Source organism: Neobacillus niacini (genome assembly GCF_023715785.1).
Taxonomy (GTDB): domain Bacteria; phylum Bacillota; class Bacilli; order Bacillales; family Cytobacillaceae; genus Neobacillus; species Neobacillus niacini_E.
The window spans coordinates 30621-52289 of the sequence record NZ_JAMBOX010000025.1; the positions used below are offsets into that span (position 1 = coordinate 30621).

General features: G+C 38.7%; 28 protein-coding genes, 1 pseudogene and 1 other annotated feature. Of the genes and pseudogenes, 11 read left to right on the forward strand and 18 right to left on the reverse strand.

Annotated elements, in window-relative coordinates:
• Nucleotides 1-157: 157 nt before the first annotated feature.
• Nucleotides 158-2212 carry a molybdopterin-dependent oxidoreductase gene (locus tag M3234_RS26715; RefSeq protein ID WP_262307587.1) on the reverse strand — a complete coding sequence of 685 codons (2055 nt, stop codon included), beginning with the start codon at nt 2210-2212 and terminating at the stop codon, nt 158-160.
• Between the two features lie 131 nt (nt 2213-2343).
• Between M3234_RS26715 and M3234_RS26720 the strand changes: the two genes are divergently transcribed.
• Both M3234_RS26720 and M3234_RS26725 read left to right on the forward strand, forming a co-directional pair.
• A complete protein-coding gene (locus M3234_RS26720) occupies nt 2344-2943 on the forward strand; it encodes a 4Fe-4S dicluster domain-containing protein (RefSeq protein ID WP_262307588.1) in 600 nt (199 codons plus the stop codon).
• Complete coding sequence (locus tag M3234_RS26725; protein WP_262307589.1) at nt 2918-4492, forward strand: PucR family transcriptional regulator; 1575 nt, start codon at nt 2918-2920, stop codon at nt 4490-4492. Before M3234_RS26720 ends, M3234_RS26725 begins: the two co-directional genes overlap by 26 nt.
• A gap of 41 nt (nt 4493-4533) precedes the next feature.
• Here M3234_RS26725 and M3234_RS26730 read toward each other — a convergent pair whose 3' ends face one another.
• The 6 genes from M3234_RS26730 to M3234_RS26755 form a co-directional block, all read right to left on the reverse strand.
• On the reverse strand, nt 4534-4860 hold the full coding sequence (locus tag M3234_RS26730; protein ID WP_262307590.1) for a hypothetical protein: 327 nt from the start codon (nt 4858-4860) through the stop codon (nt 4534-4536).
• A gap of 16 nt (nt 4861-4876) precedes the next feature.
• Nucleotides 4877-5230 (reverse strand): hypothetical protein, encoded by a 354-nt coding sequence (locus tag M3234_RS26735; RefSeq protein WP_262307591.1) that lies wholly within the window; start codon nt 5228-5230, stop codon nt 4877-4879.
• 16 nt (nt 5231-5246) lie between these two features.
• Nucleotides 5247-5432 (reverse strand): hypothetical protein, encoded by a 186-nt coding sequence (locus M3234_RS26740; RefSeq protein ID WP_262307592.1) that lies wholly within the window; start codon nt 5430-5432, stop codon nt 5247-5249.
• A gap of 14 nt (nt 5433-5446) precedes the next feature.
• A complete protein-coding gene (locus M3234_RS26745) occupies nt 5447-5824 on the reverse strand; it encodes an Hsp20/alpha crystallin family protein (protein WP_262307593.1) in 378 nt (125 codons plus the stop codon).
• Between the two features lie 122 nt (nt 5825-5946).
• The gene (locus tag M3234_RS26750) at nt 5947-6192 is read right to left on the reverse strand and encodes a hypothetical protein (RefSeq protein ID WP_262307594.1); all 246 of its coding nucleotides are present in this window, start codon (nt 6190-6192) and stop codon (nt 5947-5949) included.
• Nucleotides 6193-6219: 27 nt separating this feature from the next.
• Nucleotides 6220-6750 carry a hypothetical protein gene (locus M3234_RS26755; protein WP_262307595.1) on the reverse strand — a complete coding sequence of 177 codons (531 nt, stop codon included), beginning with the start codon at nt 6748-6750 and terminating at the stop codon, nt 6220-6222.
• A gap of 344 nt (nt 6751-7094) precedes the next feature.
• On the opposite strand from M3234_RS26755, the gene M3234_RS26760 reads away from it, so the two are divergent.
• Complete coding sequence (locus M3234_RS26760) at nt 7095-7340, forward strand: hypothetical protein (protein ID WP_262307596.1); 246 nt, start codon at nt 7095-7097, stop codon at nt 7338-7340.
• Nucleotides 7341-7424: 84 nt separating this feature from the next.
• Here the strand turns inward: M3234_RS26760 and M3234_RS26765 are convergent, their stop codons facing one another.
• The 7 genes from M3234_RS26765 to M3234_RS26795 form a co-directional block, all read right to left on the reverse strand.
• Entirely contained in the window at nt 7425-7934 is a 510-nt protein-coding gene (locus M3234_RS26765; RefSeq protein ID WP_262307597.1) for a hypothetical protein, read from the reverse strand.
• Nucleotides 7935-8028: 94 nt separating this feature from the next.
• A complete protein-coding gene (locus tag M3234_RS26770; protein WP_262307598.1) occupies nt 8029-8277 on the reverse strand; it encodes a hypothetical protein in 249 nt (82 codons plus the stop codon).
• A 158-nt stretch (nt 8278-8435) separates the two neighbouring features.
• Nucleotides 8436-8648, reverse strand: a complete 213-nt coding sequence (locus M3234_RS26775; RefSeq protein ID WP_262307599.1) for a hypothetical protein — start codon at nt 8646-8648, stop codon at nt 8436-8438.
• 71 nt (nt 8649-8719) lie between these two features.
• Nucleotides 8720-8935, reverse strand: coding sequence for a hypothetical protein (locus M3234_RS26780; RefSeq protein WP_262307600.1), 216 nt, complete (start codon nt 8933-8935; stop codon nt 8720-8722).
• 434 nt (nt 8936-9369) lie between these two features.
• Nucleotides 9370-10305 carry a hypothetical protein gene (locus M3234_RS26785; protein ID WP_262307601.1) on the reverse strand — a complete coding sequence of 312 codons (936 nt, stop codon included), beginning with the start codon at nt 10303-10305 and terminating at the stop codon, nt 9370-9372.
• A gap of 161 nt (nt 10306-10466) precedes the next feature.
• On the reverse strand, nt 10467-10625 hold the full coding sequence (locus M3234_RS26790) for a DUF3934 domain-containing protein (protein WP_262307602.1): 159 nt from the start codon (nt 10623-10625) through the stop codon (nt 10467-10469).
• Nucleotides 10626-10709: 84 nt separating this feature from the next.
• A complete protein-coding gene (locus M3234_RS26795) occupies nt 10710-10910 on the reverse strand; it encodes a cold-shock protein (RefSeq protein WP_027322326.1) in 201 nt (66 codons plus the stop codon).
• Between the two features lie 275 nt (nt 10911-11185).
• On the opposite strand from M3234_RS26795, the gene M3234_RS26800 reads away from it, so the two are divergent.
• Entirely contained in the window at nt 11186-11470 is a 285-nt protein-coding gene (locus tag M3234_RS26800; protein ID WP_262307603.1) for a hypothetical protein, read from the forward strand.
• An 85-nt stretch (nt 11471-11555) separates the two neighbouring features.
• Here the strand turns inward: M3234_RS26800 and lysS are convergent, their stop codons facing one another.
• Nucleotides 11556-13016, reverse strand: a complete 1461-nt coding sequence (lysS, locus tag M3234_RS26805) for a lysine--tRNA ligase (protein ID WP_262307604.1) — start codon at nt 13014-13016, stop codon at nt 11556-11558.
• A gap of 86 nt (nt 13017-13102) precedes the next feature.
• Nucleotides 13103-13369 (reverse strand) — a binding site (T-box leader).
• A 160-nt stretch (nt 13370-13529) separates the two neighbouring features.
• On the opposite strand from lysS, the pseudogene M3234_RS26810 reads away from it, so the two are divergent.
• A pseudogene (locus tag M3234_RS26810) lies at nt 13530-13700 on the forward strand (pirin-like C-terminal cupin domain-containing protein); the annotation flags it as partial.
• 253 nt (nt 13701-13953) lie between these two features.
• Here the strand turns inward: M3234_RS26810 and M3234_RS26815 are convergent.
• On the reverse strand, nt 13954-14139 hold the full coding sequence (locus tag M3234_RS26815; protein ID WP_262307605.1) for a YkvS family protein: 186 nt from the start codon (nt 14137-14139) through the stop codon (nt 13954-13956).
• Between the two features lie 756 nt (nt 14140-14895).
• On the opposite strand from M3234_RS26815, the gene M3234_RS26820 reads away from it, so the two are divergent.
• The 3 genes from M3234_RS26820 to M3234_RS26830 all read left to right on the forward strand — a co-directional run bounded on the left by M3234_RS26820 (nt 14896) and on the right by M3234_RS26830 (nt 17862).
• A complete protein-coding gene (locus M3234_RS26820) occupies nt 14896-15816 on the forward strand; it encodes an alpha/beta hydrolase (RefSeq protein ID WP_262307606.1) in 921 nt (306 codons plus the stop codon).
• A gap of 125 nt (nt 15817-15941) precedes the next feature.
• Nucleotides 15942-16739 carry an HAD family hydrolase gene (locus tag M3234_RS26825; protein WP_262307607.1) on the forward strand — a complete coding sequence of 266 codons (798 nt, stop codon included), beginning with the start codon at nt 15942-15944 and terminating at the stop codon, nt 16737-16739.
• 142 nt (nt 16740-16881) lie between these two features.
• Nucleotides 16882-17862, forward strand: a complete 981-nt coding sequence (locus M3234_RS26830) for a metal-dependent hydrolase (RefSeq protein WP_262307608.1) — start codon at nt 16882-16884, stop codon at nt 17860-17862.
• A 60-nt stretch (nt 17863-17922) separates the two neighbouring features.
• Here the strand turns inward: M3234_RS26830 and M3234_RS26835 are convergent, their stop codons facing one another.
• Nucleotides 17923-18777: a patatin-like phospholipase family protein gene (locus M3234_RS26835; protein WP_262307609.1), complete on the reverse strand. Its 855-nt coding sequence runs from the start codon at nt 18775-18777 to the stop codon at nt 17923-17925.
• A 243-nt stretch (nt 18778-19020) separates the two neighbouring features.
• The gene (locus M3234_RS26840) at nt 19021-19809 is read right to left on the reverse strand and encodes an enoyl-CoA hydratase/isomerase family protein (protein ID WP_262307610.1); all 789 of its coding nucleotides are present in this window, start codon (nt 19807-19809) and stop codon (nt 19021-19023) included.
• A 238-nt stretch (nt 19810-20047) separates the two neighbouring features.
• Here M3234_RS26840 and M3234_RS26845 point away from each other — a divergent pair, with 238 nt between their 5' ends.
• From M3234_RS26845 to M3234_RS26855, 3 genes are all read left to right on the forward strand, one after another.
• Nucleotides 20048-20386: a YobA family protein gene (locus M3234_RS26845; protein ID WP_262307611.1), complete on the forward strand. Its 339-nt coding sequence runs from the start codon at nt 20048-20050 to the stop codon at nt 20384-20386.
• 168 nt (nt 20387-20554) lie between these two features.
• Entirely contained in the window at nt 20555-20995 is a 441-nt protein-coding gene (locus M3234_RS26850) for a YaiI/YqxD family protein (protein ID WP_262307612.1), read from the forward strand.
• A 483-nt stretch (nt 20996-21478) separates the two neighbouring features.
• Nucleotides 21479-21669: transposase (locus tag M3234_RS26855; RefSeq protein ID WP_262307613.1), on the forward strand; the 191-nt coding region annotated here is incomplete at its 3' end.

Sequence of the window (21669 nt, forward strand, 5' to 3'; positions counted from 1 at the left end):
AATTTGGGTAGCCAACTACCTCATTGACTACCAGAAGTGCTCCATTCAACCAATGTCGGTCGCCAATACTAGATTTCATATTTCCTGAGAATTAATTATAAAAAAATAGGAATGAACTAATAATTTAAACGGCGATAAATAAACCCGGTATACTTTTTTAAGACAGTTTTTCAATATTCACGTACAGATCATTGAGTGCATTTCCGTTGCCACCAGTTACCTTTTTCCCCATGTCTGCCGGAATAAAGCCCACCAGTTGATTTACCAGAGGATGATTCGGATGTATGACAAGTGTGTGATACTCTAAATCCTCCGAGTATTTGGCTCGAATCGTAATTTGTCCATGGGCATTGAACAGCTTAACCAATGAATTTGATTGAATCCCTTTGTCCCTAGCCAATACAGGATGCAGATAAATGCATGGCTCCTGATTGATTTGCTTATAGGAATACAGGTTTTGAAATTGCGAATTGATCCGGAACGGCTCATGATTTAACAATAAAATATAAGGATATTCCTGTTTATTTTGCTCCCCAAGCAGCGCCATCCCAAAGGGTGAAAGCTGTTCGGCTTCTGCCTGTGTGGAAAATAACTCTATTTTTCCTGAAGGCGTTTTGAACTCCAAGGATTCCCAAGCGGTTTTCGGGAGATTCACCCTCCGTGGGCCGCCGTCCACTAATTCCCGCCAGTGTTGAATTTGCAACGCTTCGTAAAATTCTTCGGTAAATTCCTGGTCAATGAAATCCTCATCACTCAGGTCGGTTGGAAACGCACTGAAATTCTCCTCATAACTATTTAACCGTTTGGACAGCATACGGGCTATTTCCATCTCGCTCTTGCTCTCATAGTAAGGACTGATGGCCGGCTGGTTGATGCTGATCCAATGGTGCCAATAACTGGCCATCACATCCCATTCTTCGAATTGAGTGGTAGCGGGCAAAACAATATCGGACCATGCCGCCGTCTCGGTTAAAAAATGCTCAAGCGTCACAATGAGCTCCAATTGCTGCAGCGATTGCTTGAGCTTTTCGACATTCCCGCTTTGAGTGAGCAAATTTCGGCTCGTAATCCACAGAAATTTAACGGGAGGATTCTGATGCCTTTGCAGTTCATTGGCAAAATCATTAAAATCAAGCGGCCGAACCCCTGTTTGTTTTTGCTTATCAAACGGCACATGGTTCAGAATGCTGTAGCTGAATTTCCAGCTCGCCCGTTGTCCAAATTGAACGCCGCTCCCTTTCCGGCCCAGATTCCCCGTGATGGCGGCAAGGGCATTGATGGCGCGTATATTTTGGCCGCCATTTTGGTTGCGCTGCATGCCAAACCCTGCCCAAATATAGGCTGGTTTATTTTTGGTAAGCTGCTCGGCCAAGTATTGGATCACTTCCATCGTTTGGCCACATTGATTGAGCGCCTCCTCCATGGAACAACCATTTAGGTATTCCGCTAATTCTGTCCAGCCATGGGTATAGTTCCGGATAAATTCAGCGTCATACAGGTTATGCTCCAACACGTACTTGGCAACCGCAAGTGCCAGTGCTCCGTCACTGCGAGGCTTAATCTGGATATAGGCATCTGATTTCTTTGCCGTCTCGGTGTAGACTGGATCAATCGTAATGACCTTCGCCCCTTGTTGCCGGGCCGCGATGATATAGGGCATCGAATGAATCGAGGTCCAAACAGGATTAATTCCCCACAAGATAATCGTTTTTGCATGACGAACATCCGATATATCTGATGTGTGGTGTTCGCCGAAATCATAATAAAGGGCGTCCATCCCCGGGGCCCAACATGGATTGCCGATAGCTCGGGAGGTTTCCCCCAATCCGTTAAAGAAGCCCTCCATTGCATGATGCAGGACGCCCATATTCCCAGAATATTTATTTAAGGCTAATGAAAGATGTGAACCATAGCGTTTATAGAGCTCCATAATTTTTCCTGAAATGACATCGATGGCCTCCGTCCAGGAGATTCGCTGCCAGTTCCCGCTCCCCCGTGGCACTTGCATCATTGGATATTTAATCCGGTCGGGATGGTAAACATGGTGCAAATAATTATACCCTTTGGCACAGAGAAGCCCGTTTGTGTAGCCATGCTGGTGATCGCCGGAAACCTTTTTTAAACGGCCATTTACAGAATACCCCAGCATGCTGCAGGAACTATAGCAATTTCGGGGACAAACATGGCGGGTGATGGTGTACGTCTTTTCCATGGGGTAATCTCCTTCCAACGATAAATTGTTAAAAACTTGTACGATGTTTTGCCACTCTGCTGATTAAAAACTATTTATACTAAGTATAAAGGGAAAACTTATTTATTTGAGACTAAAAAGGTGATCATTTTATGAAACAACTCGGATTTCTTGTCCATGTCGAAAAATGTTTAGGATGTCGCTCCTGCGAATTCTCCTGTAAAAATGAACATGGCTATGATGATACATTTCGCAGAAAAATCCATGATGTTCCTGGTGTTGTGACTGCAGGGCACAGTTTTCATCATTTTTCAATGGCCTGCAACCATTGCCAAAATCCAGCTTGCCTTGCTGTTTGCCCAGAAAGCTGCATTAAAAAGAAGCCGAACGGGATTGTTTTGATTGACCAAGCCAAGTGTTCGGGATGCGGAAAATGCGTGACTGCCTGTCCTTTTGATGCGATTGTGATCAACCCGATTACGGCAAAAGCAGATAAATGCAATATGTGCTACGAGCGCCAGATGCATAACAAATTGCCCATTTGCGTCTCGGCCTGCCCGGTTAAAGCACTTGAAATCATTGATATTCTTGATCCAAGTAATACGCATTATGAAAAAGCCGTACATGGCTTTGAGATGAAAAAAGTGACCAATCCTTCCATTCGCTTTCAGACTCGAAAAGAAGAGATCCAGCATTTTTGGTGCTGTACAGAAGGAGGAAACCATCATGTTGGTGTTTCAGGAAATCGTTAGCTCCTCCCCTTTTGACCAAGCGGAAATTATCGCCGGGTGGAAAGGCAAGGACAGATTTATCGCCCAGGCTGCTGCGCCAACCGATGCGTTGGAGGCTGCAAGTCTATTATTGTTGCCTAAATGCGGCGATGCACGTTCGTTATTGGCTGACTACCTTCCACAGCCAAACGTTCAAGGAATCCTTTTTTATGGTGCTGAAGAGCTAATCCTCTCCCCAGCGATCTTACAAATGGCTGAAACCATTGGTAAGCCAATATTAACTGTACCTGTCTCCAATCCGGACAGCTTGAAAAAAGCAATCACGGACCTGCAGCAGCTTAAATCGATGGGATTTTTTCACCTGGTTTGGGAACGTTCTGCGAATTACTGGCTTCAATTAGGACAAAGACGGGGGTTAAGTGGACTTTTATCCAGATTGGGCGCCATCATTGGCGAAGAGATCCACTTTTTGGATAAACATTTTTATATGAAGAACTGGAATGGGAAATCAGGTCCAGAGGAACAAAGAATAGACCTTCAAGCAAGCTATTATCAGGAAGCAAAATCAAGGACTGATGTTTTTTTTATGCTTAAGGATGCGGCCGGGGAGGTTCTCCTGATTCGACTGCAATCAGAGGAACAGCTTTATGGGTTTATATTCATTTCCATCCGGCCGGGTATGATGCTCGATGTAACGATTGAACAGCTGACAAATGCCATTCCTGCACTCATTTCTTTGTTAAAAAATGAAGAGGCCGTCCTTCGTGCTCATCAGTCTTACAAAGAACAATTTCTTACGAATCTTTTATACAACAATATTGAATCCGAGCAGACGTTGCTCTCGTTGGGCAGGCAATGGGGCTGGGACTTCACGAAACCAACTCAGTTAATGGCCGTGCGAATGAATGTGACTGCCACATTTACTGGTGGCACAATCGATCAAAACCAGATCATCAGTCAAATTCGTTCGGTTGTACAGGCCCATTTTCACACGCTTATCGCCTTTCCCATTCAAGGGTTCATTGTCCTGATTGTGTTTGACTCGCCTGCGATTACGGGGAAAAATCAAAAGGAGTATATGGTTTCATTGGCTGAAAAAATCCTCCATAGTCTCAAGACTACCTTTTCGGGGATCGACTTCCAGATTGGCCTAGGCCGTCAGCATCCATCGAATATGGAATGCTTTCGAAGTTTTTATGAAGCGAAAGTGGCCTTGGAGCTCGGGAAATATGAAACGAAGCACCGGGCTGTGCTGCATTTTGAGGACATCGGCATCGCCAGGCTGCTGGCCAACATTCATAATGATATTTTGCACGATTATTATCAAGAAACTTTGGGTGAATTAATTAGAATGGATCAAGAGAATGAGGATTTCTACCTTGATACAGTAGAAGCGTTCTTCACAAATAATGCCGACATAAATGCAACGGCCGAACAGCTGTTTATTCATCCCAACACATTAAGAAAACGGATTAAAAAAATCGAATCTCTTCTAAATGTTGATTTTAATCTTTTAGATGACCTTGTGAAAATCGATGTGGCTATCAAAATTATGAAAATGTTGAAATGAGTTTGTTTAACAAACTAGAGATCAATAGCGAACAGTGACTGTCACTGTTCGCTATTCTCTTCACTCTCTTCTTCAATCGTAAGTTCTGAGTTTAACATCTCATTTTGAATCTGATCTAATGCCTGTCCATTTGGTTGGTGCTCCAATAAATCATAATGGAAGATATCACTAATCGCATTCTCATCGATGGAAGCTAAAATTTCGTGGATATCATTATGGTCACCCGTTATCGAGCCAAATCCTTGGGTTTGTTTTTTATAATTGACAAAACCGCTAGGAAGATTGTTTCCTAGATTTACACAGGAGGCACCTTCTACCGTTCCGATAGAAATCGATCCAATAAAAAAAGCGGGGGAAAAACGTTTCACGCCCAACATCCTTTCCCTAAAGTATGGTATATGACACTGGTTTTCCATTTATGTTTATTTGAATATCGTCCTTTTCTCCTGTTTCTTGCTGCTGTGGATTCTTTTGAACAGTTGGGGTTTTAGGAACCTGTTTCGGATGGACATGGGGAGAGAATGTATTCCCGAGGTTTAACATGCCACTTAACTCTTTTATATCCAGCTTTTCAAGCTGGAAAGCTAGTTCCTCAATGTTTAATTGTTGTAGATGAAGATCTTTCACGTCCATTTTTATAATGACGGATGGATTGTTTTTATCCTGGATGGATTTCTCAAGTGTGGTAATCTTTTGGAATAATTGATCAAGTTTTTTTAGTAAATTTTCTTGGTCCATCAATCTCCATTCCCTTTTACGAGTGTTTCTCTATAAATCCCGCATTTGATTGGACTTTATTCTTATTTCCTTTAATGATACCAAACCCTTCATTGACGACAGATTCGCTTTTTCTTCCCTTTATAATATTTGTTCCCACCATTAATCCGGAAGAGTTTTTTATTTCGTTAATTTTTAATGAACCATATTTAATGGAAGTCATGAACATTCTCCTCTTTATTTTTTAAAAAAAGGGATGGTAATGAAGAGTATTCCCCTTTCAAAAATGGCTTGAAGCTGTTCCACATGGCATTCTTCCGGAATAGATACTTCTCTTCGAAAAAAACCGTAAAACCGTTCACTGCTTATCACTTTTATCTTATCATCCATATAATCTTGGTTAATGTGTCCTTCAATGATTAAAGTGCGATCCATTCGTTTTACAGAGATGTCCTCTTTCTTGGCACCAGCCAGTTCCATTGCAAGTATGAAGTTCTGATTTGATTTATATATATCCATCCTGGGTTCCACAAATGGTGAGATTTCATGCAACAGTTCGGAGAAATCATCTCCTAACATCTGTTTGACATTAGAACGCAAATGAGGCTTTATCACTTATTGAAAACCTCCCTATAAGCTAGTCCTCTATTTAACCATATGTTTGGTTTATAAAGGTAATGCCTAAAAGGTCAATAAATCTCTTTAAATAACTATAGGCAGGTACTTTACATCTTCGCTTAAAGTACCTGCGCCTGAGCACCAGGTATAAAATCGGGATCCAGTATATTCCCATCACTTAAATCATTATCAATAATAATCGTGTAATTCAAGGTATTTGTAATGATACCACTTTGTTGAGCAAATCCATTATTCGTCTTCCTGTGAGCTGACCATCCAGTTAGCTGATTTTCACCTACAGAAATCGAAGAGTTGGTATCTTGATGATTAACGTTAATTGCTCCGATTGCTATAGGAATCGCCAAAAAAATCACCCCAATTTCTGTCGAATTTTAATTTTGAAGGTTATCGCTCATTAGACCGTCCATTACATCATTGTCAATTACGATATTGGCATTGGAAGTTTGCTGCGTAATACCTGCCGCACTGCCAGTTCCTTCATTTGTCTTTCTGTGCGCACTCCATCCGTTTAGTATATTCTCTCCAACTGAAATGGCTGAATTTGTAAATAAACTGTTCGTGTTTATTTCCTTAACATCAATTTTTTGTATATCCTGCCTGCTGTCGATGTAAGTCACTGCATTATTTTCTATCGGGGGATCCACTTTCTGTAGATCCCCCTTTCCATCCACATAAGTCACTACATGATTTTCAATAGGCGTGTCAATGACATCGTTATCGATAACCATGCTAAAGTTTTCCGAGACTTGTGAATTAGACACGGAACCAAAGCCATGATTATTTTTCTGATGTGAAGACCAATTATTTACATTATTAATCCCAACAAAGATTCCAGATGTTGTATCTATGTTATTTACAGATATTCCCTTGATGATTAAATTATTTATGATTTTTTTTTGCATCATTAGCCTCCAACTTACCGTTTACGATTTGGCAAGTGTCCCAGGTGCGGATTTGATTAGGTAAAGGAAAATGTCTTACTTTAATAAAGTATGATTTTATTTATGTCTTTGTTCTTAGCCATTTAAATGGAGTCCTCCTGGTTATTTTTGGCTATTAGTACATTTTCATAAGATTTCCGCTGCAGTTACTTACCCACTCGCATAATGTTATATGTTTCTAACTAAAAATGGTTGGTCAAATTATAGCCGTCTGCATAGTATATAAAGATTATTAAGTTTACGATATCTAACATTAACTCATAGATAAAATATAAGATTAAATGTCTAAATAGGGGGATATTTTTGTGGCCATTTCTTTTTCTTTTGGGGCAATAAACGTAAATCAACAAAATACCAATGCTGGAGTTAACGTTGGAGAAAATCAACAATTCGGTTGGTCTTCACATAGGAAGACAAACAATGGAGTGGGGCAGCAGGCTGGAGTTTTTTGGAACATAACCAATTGGACAAATATAATTGACAATGATTTATTTGATGCACAAATTGTTGACCCAGACATACTACCTGGCGTGCAAGGTCAATCTATTTAATGTCAGTATTACTGTGTTATTACTATGAAATCCACATTGGATATTTAAAAAAGGATGTTTCGATCATCGAAGCATCCTTTTGCATTATTCTTTTTCAATGTTTGTAATTTTGATATCTCGATCATCCATGATGGCATCGACCTGATCTTGATCATTATTTAAATTGACATTATTCATTAGCCGATTATGATTCCCATTTATGTTAGCGTGGTTTGCATTTTGTTTTTGATTTGCATCAATCCCATTAACAAGCCCTTTGCCAACGAATACTGTGCTGCTTGGCTGCATGGAATTGACGTTTACACTATTAAGATTTAGATTCGTTGTGTTGCTTTCATCATTTGATTGGTCAAGGGCAATATGAATGTCCCGATCATCTATAGGAGTATCTACTACGTCAGGGTCGATTAGGATCGATATATTGCGATATAGAACATTAGATCGTCCGCCAATAGTTCCGATCACGTTGTTTTGCTTGCCATGAGCACTCCAACCGATGGCGGTGTTTTGCTCCCCGATAAAAATACCACATTGTCTCTCCATTGTTTGAACATGAATATTACCCGTAAAATTAAAATTTGTAGTCTTTACCATTGAGGGTTCACCACCTTAAAGTTCATTATGAATCTATTTATGTTCATGAATCTTGGGTTGTTCAATAGACTAAAATCCGTGTCTTCCTAATTGTTTATGCATTCACGGGAGCGCTTGGCTTAAAGTCCTGATCAAAGATCACCCCGTCGATGACTTCAAAGCTATCATTATTATTATTTATATTTCCTAAATTAACGGTGTTAATACCGTAAATTCCCCCTGTATTTAAATTGTATTTCCTGTTCGCATCCATTCCATTTACAATACCTTCACCAACAAATATAGCGGAACTAGGTTGAGGAGAATTTATGTTCAACATTCCTACATTAACAATCGAAGCCATCCAAATTCCCTCCTGTTCTCCTGTTACTGTTCATTATTTTATGTTTAAACAATAAACAATGGAACATCAAATTAACATTTCGAGAATGGCTAAAGTTGAAATTAAAATGTGCCAAGCATCTTCCGATTTTCTGGAAGGTGCCTGGCACTTGATTTATTCTAGAATCCCTGCGTTCCCAACCAATCTGCTAACTTTTTCTCACGGATTGACTTTTGCTGTTCACCACCATCAAATTTTCCCAAAATCAGTTCATCATGAATATTGCCATCTATCAGGAATATCACTCGTCTTGCTCTTGCTGCCACCTTTGCATCATGGGTCACAATAATGATCGTTGTCCCTTCCTTATTGATCCTAACGAGGATATCCATGATAAATTAATTTTTAGCGACCTCTTCTTCCTAACTTATTGTGAAGAGTTTCGCAATAAGTGATGCCTTTGTTATTTAATACCATTTTTGAAATGATCTGTGAATTCCTTCTTCAAATCGATCCCGTCACCTTTTAAAATCTCCTTGGCCAGATAAAAGCCACTCGCCATCACCCCTTCCACACCAAAACCGGGAAACACCCATTGTCCAACCAAATATAAATTTTTAATAGCCGTTGTCTGTTTTATAAATTTTCCATACTCTTTCTCTTCTGCCGACCATCCCATAATAGAACCATGCTGGCTTTATTACCATATTTCATAAACAATGGTTTCTGTTTTTTGGACTTTATTCCAAACCGAATTAGCTCAAACAGACTCATATCATATGGAGGTTCTGGCGCTTCCGTCCCTGAAAACATTTCCTTATTGATTGTTTCCATTATGCCAAAAAGCTTCTCAACATCAGCTTCATACCCCGGAAATTCTCTTATAAAATCATCTTTTATACACCCATGCTTAAATACGTGTTTTTCTCCGTCGATATAACAGTGCATATCTCCATGGCATGGAATGGTGTCGATGGGTGGTGCGCCCCAGTATTCCAAGAACTGCGGGATTGCTTGATTTTGAAATCGATTGTGTCATGTTGGTGAACAATTCAAAAAAGGTTGCCAATGGTCTTCAAGCAAATGGCGGCTCGAGTTTCTTTACTATCACGCTTATTTTTTCAGACATTTGATAGGGTCAATTCGGATGGAATCCCAGTTTCCTAGAGAATCCTTTTTATATTGAGAAATTAATACATCTGTATCATTTGTTAATTGATAAAAGATAAAGCGATAATCGGCTCCATCCGTACCAATAAAATCAATAGTTTTGACGTAACCATCTTGTTTAGTAGGCAGCTGTTTTTTTATTAATTTGCACCATTCTCCATACATAATCGCAACGACTGCTTCTGCATCATGCTGCCAAAGATGATAGGGGGCACATAGGAAGTCCTCTCCGTACAATTTCATCTGGTCCATTTTATACAGGTTTTGAACTTTTTTTAATTGGACATAGCCGTAATAATATGCAAAATAGGTGACACCTTTTGATGAACCTTCGATGCTTTCTAGCTCAATGAAATAAGGAACAATGTCTTTTTCATAAGGCAGTCTGTTCATCTTAATTAAATTTAGATGTCCAATTCCAGCAAACGATCGAAGATATTCATTATAGGAAACCCTTTTCTGATAGTCTTTAGTAAAAAAGTTATAAGCTATTGGATAGGGCAACTTTGCCATCCCTACAGTTCCGCACCCCCCCAACTGGTTTTGAGTGAGGTTTTCTGCCTCTCTTAAAATACTAAAGTAGTATAAAACCGTTTCATCAGGAGTCCGAATTAATGTTGCAGGGAGTTTAATTTCCTTGTAGTCTTTTTCATAATAGGGATCAAAAAATTGGCTGTTCTTGACGAGGGTATTTTTAATAGGGAGGGAGGAAGGACGAAAGTATTTTTCGGCATCTCTGTTCCTTATTAACGAAGTTTGGTTTCGTTCAACTGGTTGTCCAAATATTTGCGGTTCGTATTGAGCTCCCATAACGAGAGTCATTTTTTTTCTGGGATCATGATTGAACGTCCGATTTATCCATTTTCTAAATTGTTTCATTTTGACTCCCCCTTCGGAGAATATACTGTTTTACCTTATTCACTTTTTGGCAAGATTATTAATATTCTGATATTCCTTCTTTACAAATCGTTTTACTGCATGTCATTACACTGCCCCATTTAGGAACAAAAAAAAAGAACCAGTATGGTCCCTCACTTCTTTTAACTATTCTTCGTGGTCTTGGCACTATCCGTTTTTTTTGTACCTTTACTTATATAGGGTTTGGCACTCTTTGCTTTGTTTGCACTAGCTTGCCAACGATTCCATCCTTTCTTGTCTGTTCCTCTGCCTATTCCGCTTTTCCCCTTAGCTTTACTCACACATTCACCCCATTATATTCTACTTTAAAAAGAAAAATAAAAGACAGACTCTAAAAAAAGAGCCTGTCCATTTTGTCATTGTTATTAAGCCTTACGAACGTTAGCTGCTTGCGCTCCACGTTGGCCTTGCTCAACATCAAAAGTCACTTCTTGACCTTCTTCTAATGTTTTATACCCTTCGCCTTGGATCGCTGAGAAATGAACGAATACATCTTCTCCACCTTCACGTTCGATGAATCCGAAACCTTTTTCACCATTAAACCATTTTACTTTACCTTTTTCCATGTTTGTTGCCTCCTACTGTGTTCGTACACACAATGTATTACTATCCTTGCTCTCAGTGATCATCAAGACGAAAAGTTTTACTATACCATCCTATACACCGAACAAAAATAATTCATCTATAGAATAACATTTGTTGAAATTGATTGCAAGGAACCCTCATTCTTTAACTAATCCCCCCGTTCGCTGAATTGTATTTCTTACTGTTCACCTATCCATGTACTCACTATTATTTTTCTATAATAAGGACATAATGAATGTAAAAAGGTGTGTTCCAAATGGATTTCCCTACGATACAAACTAATTTTTGGGATGCTGTAATAGCAGTCCCGTTAATAATGATTATTACTGAAATACTAAAAGTGATTCTGAAGATTCCCAAAAAATTTGTACCCACTATTGCTCTTATTTTAGGATTAAGTATTTCAATTTTTATCAGTCACAGACATCATCTAGTAGCAGGTATTTTTATGGGGTGGTTCTATGGATATGCGGCTATAGGTTCTTATGCCTCATTAAAAACAGCTTTATTGTCATTTAGGGGTGTAAGACACGAAAAATAATTTTCTAATTTACACCCTTTTAAAAAAGGTGGTAACTGAGACTTCCGTTTACCACCTCCAATTAAATATCCAATTATCTTGTTGATTATAATTTTTTAGTTAATGGAAACAAAACGCAATCTTTAATCGTATCACTATCAGTTAACACCATTAGCAAACGTTCAATGCCAAATCCCCAGCCTGAAATTGGCGGCATGCCATATTCCATAGCAACTACATAATCTTCGTCCATCTCCATAGCTTCTATATCTCCATTATTTTTAAGTATAGCCTGTTCTTCCAGTCTTCTTCTTTGTTCAAGTGGATCAACTAACTCAGAATAGGCATTTATAATTTCAGCTCCGTTAACCACCAATTGAAATCGATCTGTAATAGTAGGGTTATGATCATTTGCACGAGCCAATGGAGATAAATCAATTGGATGATGGATTAAAAAGGTTGGCTTGATAAGTTTGGGTCTGCACATTTTTTTGTAAAGAAGATCAATAAAATTACCTATCCCTAAAGATTCAATATCAGGGTGATCTAATTGAACATTTTTTTCCTTTGTTTCTTGGTATAAATCCTTAACATCAGGATAAAGGTCAATATCAATTCCTGTGTCTTTTAAAATTAAATCTCGGAATGAGACAACTTCCCACTTTAATGAAAAATCAATAGCTTGACCTTGTATCATTATTGTCGTTGTATTAAATGTTTGTTCAAGCACATTCAGAAGCATTTCACGCATTAATTTCATTGTGTCCTCATAATTCCAATATGCCGCATAGCCTTCAACCATGGTAAACTCTTGAAGATGCTGAGGGCTGATCCCTTCATTTCTGAAACACTTTGCAAATTCAAATACTTTGGTAAAACCACCAACAATTAATCTCTTCAAATATGTTTCTGGAGCTATTCTTAAATTTAATTCAGTGTCTAAAGCGTTATGAAACGTTTTAAAAGGCTCAGCTATTGCACCCGATGATGTATGTTGCAATACTGGTGTTTCAACTTCCAAAAAGCCTTTTTCCTCAAAAAATCTGCGAATAGCACGAACCATCATTGTTCTGGTTAACAATCGACTTTGAGTGTCTTTCGTCATCATTAAATCTAAGTAACGCTGTCTATATCGAAGTTCAACATTACTTAATCCGTGCCACTTCTCAGGCAAAGTTCGTAATGCCTTTCCAAGAAATACATAGTTTTCGATCCGCAATGTTTTCTCACCTGTTTTTGTCGAATACATTCGCCCTTCAACACCTATGAAGTCCCCAATATCTACAAACTCAAAAAATTGTTCAAAGGGTCCATCACCAACTTCTTCTTTTTTTAAAAGTAGCTGAAGGCTCCCATTAATGTTTGAGATCGTAATAAAACTCAGTTTTTTAAAATCCCTAATACTCATTATTCGGCCCGCAACTCTTACTCCCGTTTTTTCATCCTCAAGTCTTGCAGCTTCGTTAAGCTCGTAGTTTGCCGAAAATTTTTCGGGATAGGCTGTTATTCCCAGGGTCATTAAAGTTTCTAGTTTCTCTATTCTTCTTGTTCTTTGTTCGTTACCCATTTTATTTACCTCCTGTTATTTGATCATTTATCAATTAGACAATATTTTTTATCAACAAAAAAACTCCCACCCCCAAGATTGTTCATCTTGAGGACGAGAGTTTAGCTTCGTGGTACCACCTCAGTTTGTTGATATGTTACCATACCAACCTCTTTAGGTACGTCAATAAAATAAATTGATTATACCCTATCTCTTTATCGGGAGATCCCGTCGCAGTATCACTAAGAATAACCAAGCTTAGATCCGTGCGAAGCTCCGAGGCTTTTTCATTAAGCTAATTATTACTCCATTCCACCAACAGGAGCTCTCTGTGAATAATTAATCAAAATTACTCTTCTCTTCATCGCTCTATATTCCGTTTTCATAAGTTAAAAATATTTTAGTTAAATTAACTTGTTTAGTCAATGGTACTTTAACCAATAATTTTTTATAAATCGTAATTTAACTAACCTCCCGTTACTTCAATAAGGATTCTGTTACTATTGCATAGGTTCCGCAGATGCTGAGAATATGAGTAGTATTCATGTTTCTGCAAACGAAAACTTACGACTTGTTCTATTTGCAGGTGAACCTATCAAAGAGCCTGTAGTAGCATATGGACCTTTTGTAATGAATACAGAAGAAGAAATACGACAGGCTTATCGGGATTATCAAGAGGGAAAATTTGAAACTCCAGCAGATTAAGGGGTTTAGATATAGTTATCTAAGTATTGGAGTCACTCAACAACGAACAAATTAAATAAAAATTATATCCATTTTTTAAAGAATAACGAATCAGACGCTCAGAAGCTAATTCTGGGCGTTTTTTGTAAACCGTATTAAGTGTGTCTTGGTAAGACAGTGACATTCCTTCTTCAACTACCCGTTAGTTCAATAAGTTCTACAAAAAAGAGCGTTAATCCTTAGATCAACGCCCCATTACTTTAAGTATAGTTGTTCACAAATTTTCATTCGTAATTTTATAATTTTTATGATTGACTATGGTTGTAATAGGTTCATCTTTTTTCTTATTGTATCCGTACTCAACAATAACAGAATTTTCTCTTACAACCGTAACAGTTCCTTCATAGCTTTCCCCATCACGCTTAAATATAATATTGTCCCCTATTTTAGCAGTTGCCATTTTATCACCCCTGAACTTATTATTTTCAGCAAAGATAAAAAAATGCAGCAACAATTAAGATACGAGCTGTATTTGGCTTAAAGGAAAGCTACCCGTTAGGCAACCTCATATCTCATACCTCCTATGTTCCTGTTATTTTCAATACCTGTGTTCGTGTAAGGCTTATTTGAAATTCTAATGGCTTAAAACAGAAAATATCCTTCTTCAACTATCCTCCCTCAATAAAAGAAGCGAAAACGCCGATTTACTCATGTTTGTTACCTCAAACAGAATTTTTCTTGAGTGTTTATCTTGTTTCATTTCAATTATTTTTCCCTTTAAAAACTGTATCAGACCATTCTAACTCGTTTTCAACTGATTTTGGTTCTACACACTTACACGCATAACTAACTGAAGGTCTTCCTGTTAAAGAAAAAGCAGCGGAACAAAAAAATTGCGATAACCCTTATTGGATAATTGCCGCACCCATTACTTATTTGATAATTCCACCAAGAAATTGTTTCTCCCTTCATTCACCTTTTTTACACCTCATTAAACTCAATCCCTAAATGTGTTGTACATGTAAAAAGACGCCTTCTTATTTAAGAAAAGCGCCAGACTGTTCAACAATGAAATATGCGAAGATCGCTCTGCAAATACGTTCTAATCTTATAAATTACCATAAATAATCCAAATTAGGACTTTAGAGTTTTCCGTTTTTTGTTCATCGGCATATGATAATGTACCGAAAACTTAAAATGGACAGGAGGAGTTAGGATGGATGAGGAGAAAAAGGAGAAAAAAAGTAAATCCCTCTGGGGGCCGTTGTTGGCAGTACCATTTATATTTTTTCTCCCCCCTCTTAGCATCGGTTTGTATCTAACGCATCCCTTTCCTGCAAAAACGACGAAAAGCCCGAAGGATTATGGCATGGTTTTCGACGAAATTGAATTTCACAGCAGAAAAGACCAAGTTAAGCTGGCAGGCTGGTGGATTCCCGCCGCTTCACAGCAAAGCAAAAAAACAGTCATTACAGCACACGGTTATATGAATGAACGTTCCATGAATAAGATTGAAGGACTCAAACTTGCTCGAATTCTTACGGAACAGGGATATAATGTGTTGATGTTTGATTTTCGAAATGCCGGCAAATCAAAAGGAAGAACAACGGGGTTGGGGTTCTTTGAAAACCACGATTTATATGCGGCGATTGATTATGCCATTCAGAAAAAAAGTCAGAAAAAGATTGCGCTTCTTGGTTGGAGTATGGGTGCTTCCACGGCCCTTATTGCCGGGTGCGAACATCCTGGAGTTTCTGCCATCATTGCTGATAGTCCCTTTAGTGATTTAGGGCCGTTTTTAAAAGAAAATCTTTCTTATTGGTCCAAATTGCCGAAAAATCCCTTTACACCAATTATTTATCACTCTATGCGAAAACTTCTTAAAATTGACCCTACTGAAGTGTCTCCAATCAATCATGTTAAGAATGCAAAAGGGAAGTCTTTCCTATTCATTCACAGTAAAACAGACGAAGCCATTCCTTATACCGAAAGTAAAAGTTTATTCCATTCGGTCTCCTCTGCCAATCGTAAAGAATTATGGCTAACGGAAGGATGTCAACACATTCATTCTTATCCTCAGAATAAAAAAGAATATACGCGCCGTGTTGTCCAGTTTCTTGATAAATACTTAACATAAAAATTGTCAGGTACCTTCCAATATTCTGGGGGGAGCCTGAAATTTATTTAATCTGAACACTGAATTTACAAGCCTTTAATATTCACATGGTATGATGGGTTTACCAACGAAGGGAGGCAGCAAAAATGAATGTGCGTGCAGTATTTATTGATATGGATGGTACACTTCTAACAGCCTCAAACGACATTTCCAGCCGAAATATGGAGGCGATTCATAGCCTCGTGAATCAGGGTGTTAAGGTTTTCTTGGCTACTGGCCGCCATTATGAAGTAACCGCTCCCTATCACAAAGAAATAGGATTACGGTCTCCAATGATCTGTTTGAACGGTGCCGCTATTCATGATGCGGTGACTGGGAAAGCGATGCATATGCAAACCGTTCAAGTGGACCAAGCTCGATTTCACCAACTGACAGCCGAAAATCCTTGTAATGTCATTATTCATACAGCAGATGGGATCTATTGTAAGGAAACCAATGAAGAAATTGAATACTGGACACAAGTTGGGAACATCCCTCCGCGGTATATTGGAGATTTAAGACAGGCAAATTATCAAGATGTCCTTAAATATAGTGTGCTGACTGGCGAACCAAGTCCGAAATTCTCTGCTTTGTTTAAAAAAGAAGCCGAAGTGATCGATTGGAGTAATGGATTTGAACTGGTTGCACATAATGTATCGAAATGGTCTGCGATCAAAAGGTTGCTGCACGCATTTCGAATTAGTCCAAATGAAGCGGTTGCCATTGGAGACGGACCCAATGATATTCAAATGCTTCTTCATGTAGGTACCGGTGTGGCAATGGGGAACGCAAGCAAAGAGGTGAAAGCAGCCGCTGATTTTGTTACTGGACACCACGAACAAGATGGTTTGGCTGACTTTATCGAACGCTATCTGCTTCCATCGTATAAATCCATTGTGATATAGGCTTATTTAAAAAATGACAGGTGATTGCCTGTTATTTTTTTACTTACAAAAAATATATATACCTTTTACATTTGAGTAATAAAGAAGAAACCATCTCCAAATATAATATAGAGAAAGCCTACATTTTGAGTGGAGGGATAAAATGGATACAACGTCTCACATCATGATGGGGTTTGGGTTAGGTGCTCTTGCTCAAATTGATCCTGTTATCGCGAATGATGCTGCCCTGTCACAAGCCGTTGTTATCGGTACGGTCATAGGTTCCAATGCACCTGATTTTGACTTTATTTATCGTATGAAAGGAAAAGGCAGCTATTACCGAAACCACCGAGCATGGTCCCATTCGATTCTTGCTTTACCTTTATGGAGTGCCGCCGTTTCAGGTATCATTTTCTCATTTTTCACCGTATCATCTTTTACCCATCTATTTTTTTGGACCTTCTTAGCCGTTATTCTGCATGTCTTCTTTGATTTGTTTAACGTGCACGGGACACAGGTCTTACTCCCTTTCTCTAAAAAATGGATTGCCTTTGATTCACTCCCCTTATTCGACCCGACCATTTTTTTCTTTCATGTGCTAGGATTTGGCCTGCTTCTTTTCTATGAACCTGGAAAAACCTTTCTGATTATCTATCTTTTTATCTTCCTATATGTTTTGGTCCGAACAGTTTACGCATTTTTGATAAAAAGAAAATTAGAGCATCACTTCATCCGGTCGCTCCGGATTAAATTGATTCCACGTACGTCCTTGTTTCATTGGGACGTTCTAATTGAGACAAAGGAAGATTTTTTATTTGGGGTCTATTGTGATGGAAGCCTGCACATTGAACATACCTTATCAAAGGAAATACACTTTCCAGAACTGGTTTCAGATAGCCAAAACCATCCTTCCGTTTCTGATTTTCTGTCCAGCACCCAATTCGCCTATCCTTTTGTTCGGGCTTGGAAAAATGGATATTTCGTCTATTGGAAGGACCTTCGTTTTCGCACAAATAAATTTTTTCCCACTCTTGCCATTCTGTATATTTCCTCAGACTTCAAGATGAAGAATTGCTTTATCGGCACCGTGTATTCCTTGAAGCAATACAAGCAGGTTGTCCGAAAACTTAAAAAAGTGTGTTAATAATTAAAAAAGTGCCAGGCACCTCCCCATTTTCTGGAGAGTGCCTGGCAATTAATTTTTTTATCTATTCTTCGCTAAAAAGCTTTCTAGCCTATTAAATTGTTCCTTTGCGTCTTTCAAACCCAATTCGTAAAGGCGTTCTAATCGTTCCTTGTTGCGTTCCACCCTTCCGACCGGCATCTCCATGCTTGGTCTAATCACAAATAGGTTTCCTAGCTCTTCCTGTCTATGAATATATTCTAGGGTTTCATTATAGTGTTTGTATCGCACTTTCAATAGGTCATTAATTTTAGGATGCTGCTTGTACTTGAAAATAGCAGACATCTTACTTGGCGGCCGTTTAAAATAGCCCTGTGGTTTCGTTAAGATAATTACATTTTTTCTATAGCCATCGTTCTCAGCTTTTTTGATCGGAATAGGGTCCACAATCCCGCCGTCTAAAAGCTGCTGGTTTTTGTATTCCACACTTGGCGCTACAAAAGGCAATGAACTTGATGCTCTCAAGAGTTTAGTCAGATGTTCACTTTGGTGCTCTTTTTCAAAATAAACGGGCTTACCTGTTTCGCAATCCGTTGTGACAATCACAAATTGCTCAGGGCTTTTGATAAAGGTATCCATATCAAAGGGTACCAATTTATTTGGGATTTCATCAAATAAAAAGTCCATTCCAAACAGTTCCCGCTTTTTAATAAAATTCGAAAAGGATAAGTAACGCTTATCCTCAATGTAGCCGAGATTTACCTCTTTGTTCCGTCCTGCTTGTCTTGAAAGATAGGAAGCACCCATGCAAGCTCCAGCAGATACACCAATTACGTACGGGAAGTATAGATCTTGACTCATAAAATATTCAAGCACTCCCGCTGTATATAATCCACGCATGCCGCCGCCTTCAAGAACTAATCCCGCGTCTGTCATCTTCCATTCCCTCTATTCAATTTAAGATTCTTTCTAAAAAATATGGTATCAAAAAAATGAGTAGTTTGTAACTGATAAGCATTTCAGTGAGAATTGGTTTGAAACATCTTTGCTTCAGTTGGACGACGAGGGTTCAAAAATAAAAATAAAAATAAAAAGTGCCAGCAGAAGTAAATAATGAGGGTGCCCGGCACTTTCCAGGTATCGTACATTGGAATGGTTCAATTAAATCCAGAGATTCACCTATTCGCCTCGGAACACAGGCTTTCTTTTCTCGGCAAAGGATTGAACCCCTTCCTGAACGTCTTTAGTCCCAAAACATTGTTTAATAAACGCGAACTCTTGTTTTAAAATCGTTGTAAGATCTGTGTCAGGGCTTGCAGCTAGCAATCTCTTCGAAAGTGTCATTGCAATCGGGGGCCCTGCCGCGAGTTCCCTGGCAAAATTCATCACCTGTTCCTGTAATTCTTCAGCCGGAAATACACCGTTCACTAATCCAATTCGTTCCGCTTCCTCAGGGTAAATGTCCCGACCAGTAAAAATCAATTCGGCAGCTTTTGCCTGCCCGACTAACCGCGGTAAAAAATAACTCATTCCCGCATCAGGGCTGAGACCTCGGCGAATGTATCCAGTTGTAACCCTTGCATCCGCAGACATGAACCGGATGTCACAAGCTAAAGCGAGCGCGAGTCCTGCACCAGCCGCAATTCCATTAATGGCAGCCACAACCGGCTTATCACAATGAACAATCCCCAATGCTTGATGTCCCACCCAACCCAATTCATCTAATTTCTGATGACGTGATTGAATATCCTGATTTTTCGTCGAATAATCAGTCAAATCAAGACCTGCACAGAATCCTCGTCCACTGCCGGTAATGACAATGACACGTACCTCATCGTCAGCAGAAGCCTCTGTAATGGCCTGAATAATCTCATGACTGAGCGTATCATTTACGGCATTCAGACGCTCAGGTCTGTTTAGTGTTAGTCTACGAACCCCATCTTTCGTTTCCACAATAATATGTTTCATCCTTTATTCCTCCTCACATTTTTCTCAAAAAAATCCCTTTCAAACTAAATTATCTACTATTCAGACTATTTATAATATAACTCCCCTCTCGGTTGCTTGTCACATATAAAAACTTTATATTAAGGTATGAACTAAATTCGACCGATATATCGACTACGGTAGTCTTTTATATTTGCGGCAAATTCAGGATTATACTGGTTTTCATTAATAGAATAAATGCTTACTACGGGAGGCTTGTATGAGATTGAAAAATAGGTTTTTATTGTTAACTTTTATTATTGGCTTATTAGTCGCTTGTACACCTGTAAATACTGACCCTAACGACAACGAAATAAAGGTTGATAAAGCAACAGGATTTTTTATAGGTACCATTGAGGAAAAGAGTGATCAAAATGCCATTGTGAATGTAGATCAGGGGGAAATCCTTAAATCAGGTAACCGTGTTTTTGTGAATCTTTCCGTTAACAGCAACGCAACATTTCAAGTTGGCGATAAGATAAGAGTAGATTATGAGGGTGAGGTACGAGAATCTTATCCTTTTAGAATTAATGTAACGAATGTAGAATTAATAAATTGAATAGGAGATACGTGCAATATTAAGTAGATCATTCATAATCTAACAAGCATTAAAGCATAAAAAACTGTCATTCAGCATCACCCTCTTTGCAACCCAAATCTTTATCGGTTTGACAAAGGCTAAATTTATCATTATTATCAATTCAAACTTTACAATGGGGAGATATGTTTGAAAATTTATGTCGATGCAGATGCTTGTCCGGTAAAAGATATCATTATCTCTGAAGGTACGAAGGCGGAAATTCCTATTACCCTTGTTACTAGCTTCTCTCATTTTTCTAATACGCAACAACCATCGAGTGTAGAAACCATTTATGTCGACTCTGGAGCAGATGCTGCGGATTATCGAATCATGAAGTTAGCCGAAAAAGGAGATATCATCGTTACGCAAGATTATGGTCTTGCTTCGCTGGGTTTAGCAAAAGGTTGTACGGTACTTCACCATAGTGGGTTCAGCTATACAAATGAAAACATTGACCAATTATTACAAACACGTTATTTGAGTGCTATGGCTCGAAAAAGCGGAAAGCGTACAAAGGGTCCAAAACCTTTAACATCAGAGGATAGAGAAAAATTTAAGAAACTTTTTAAAAGAGCGATTTCACAGTAAAAAAGAACCTTCCATTTTTATGAAAAAACTTAACAAAAAGTAAACTAAAAACGATTGGCAAGAACCCCATTAAATCTAATAGGAAAAAAAGAGTTACAGCGGTCACATAATGTTCCTGGTCACCGTAACAATACCATAGCGGGCATCCTCTACTCTACGCCCCTTCTCAGGACGTTTGTTTACCCTGTATTTGCCCGTTTATAGTCCTCCTCCCAGAGGACTGCAGGTAATGACCCCGATTTGTTGACCTATTTAAGGCTTTTAAAAGTGCCTCTTAAAAAATTGCAAAAGATGCTGGAACGGCTATAATAATGGTATACAAATTATAAACTAAAAAAGAACAAACATGCTGTCACATGTTTGGTCCAGTAATAGACGGTTCCCTCTAAGGGGGATCGGCTAGGCAGGAATAATCCACCTGAGCTCATGAACTGCACCCCAATTGTTAGACACACAGCTAACAATTGGAGGTGCAGTTTTTATATGTCTAAATTTACTACAGAGGAAAAAATAGATGCGGTTATACGCTATCAACAGGGGACAGAGGGAGTAAAGTCTATTGCAAAATCCCTAGGTTTGCATCATACAGTTTTATTAAATTGGATTAAACAATATGAACATCATGGTGCGGACGCTTTTATAAAACCCTATACATCTTATACAACAGAGTTTAA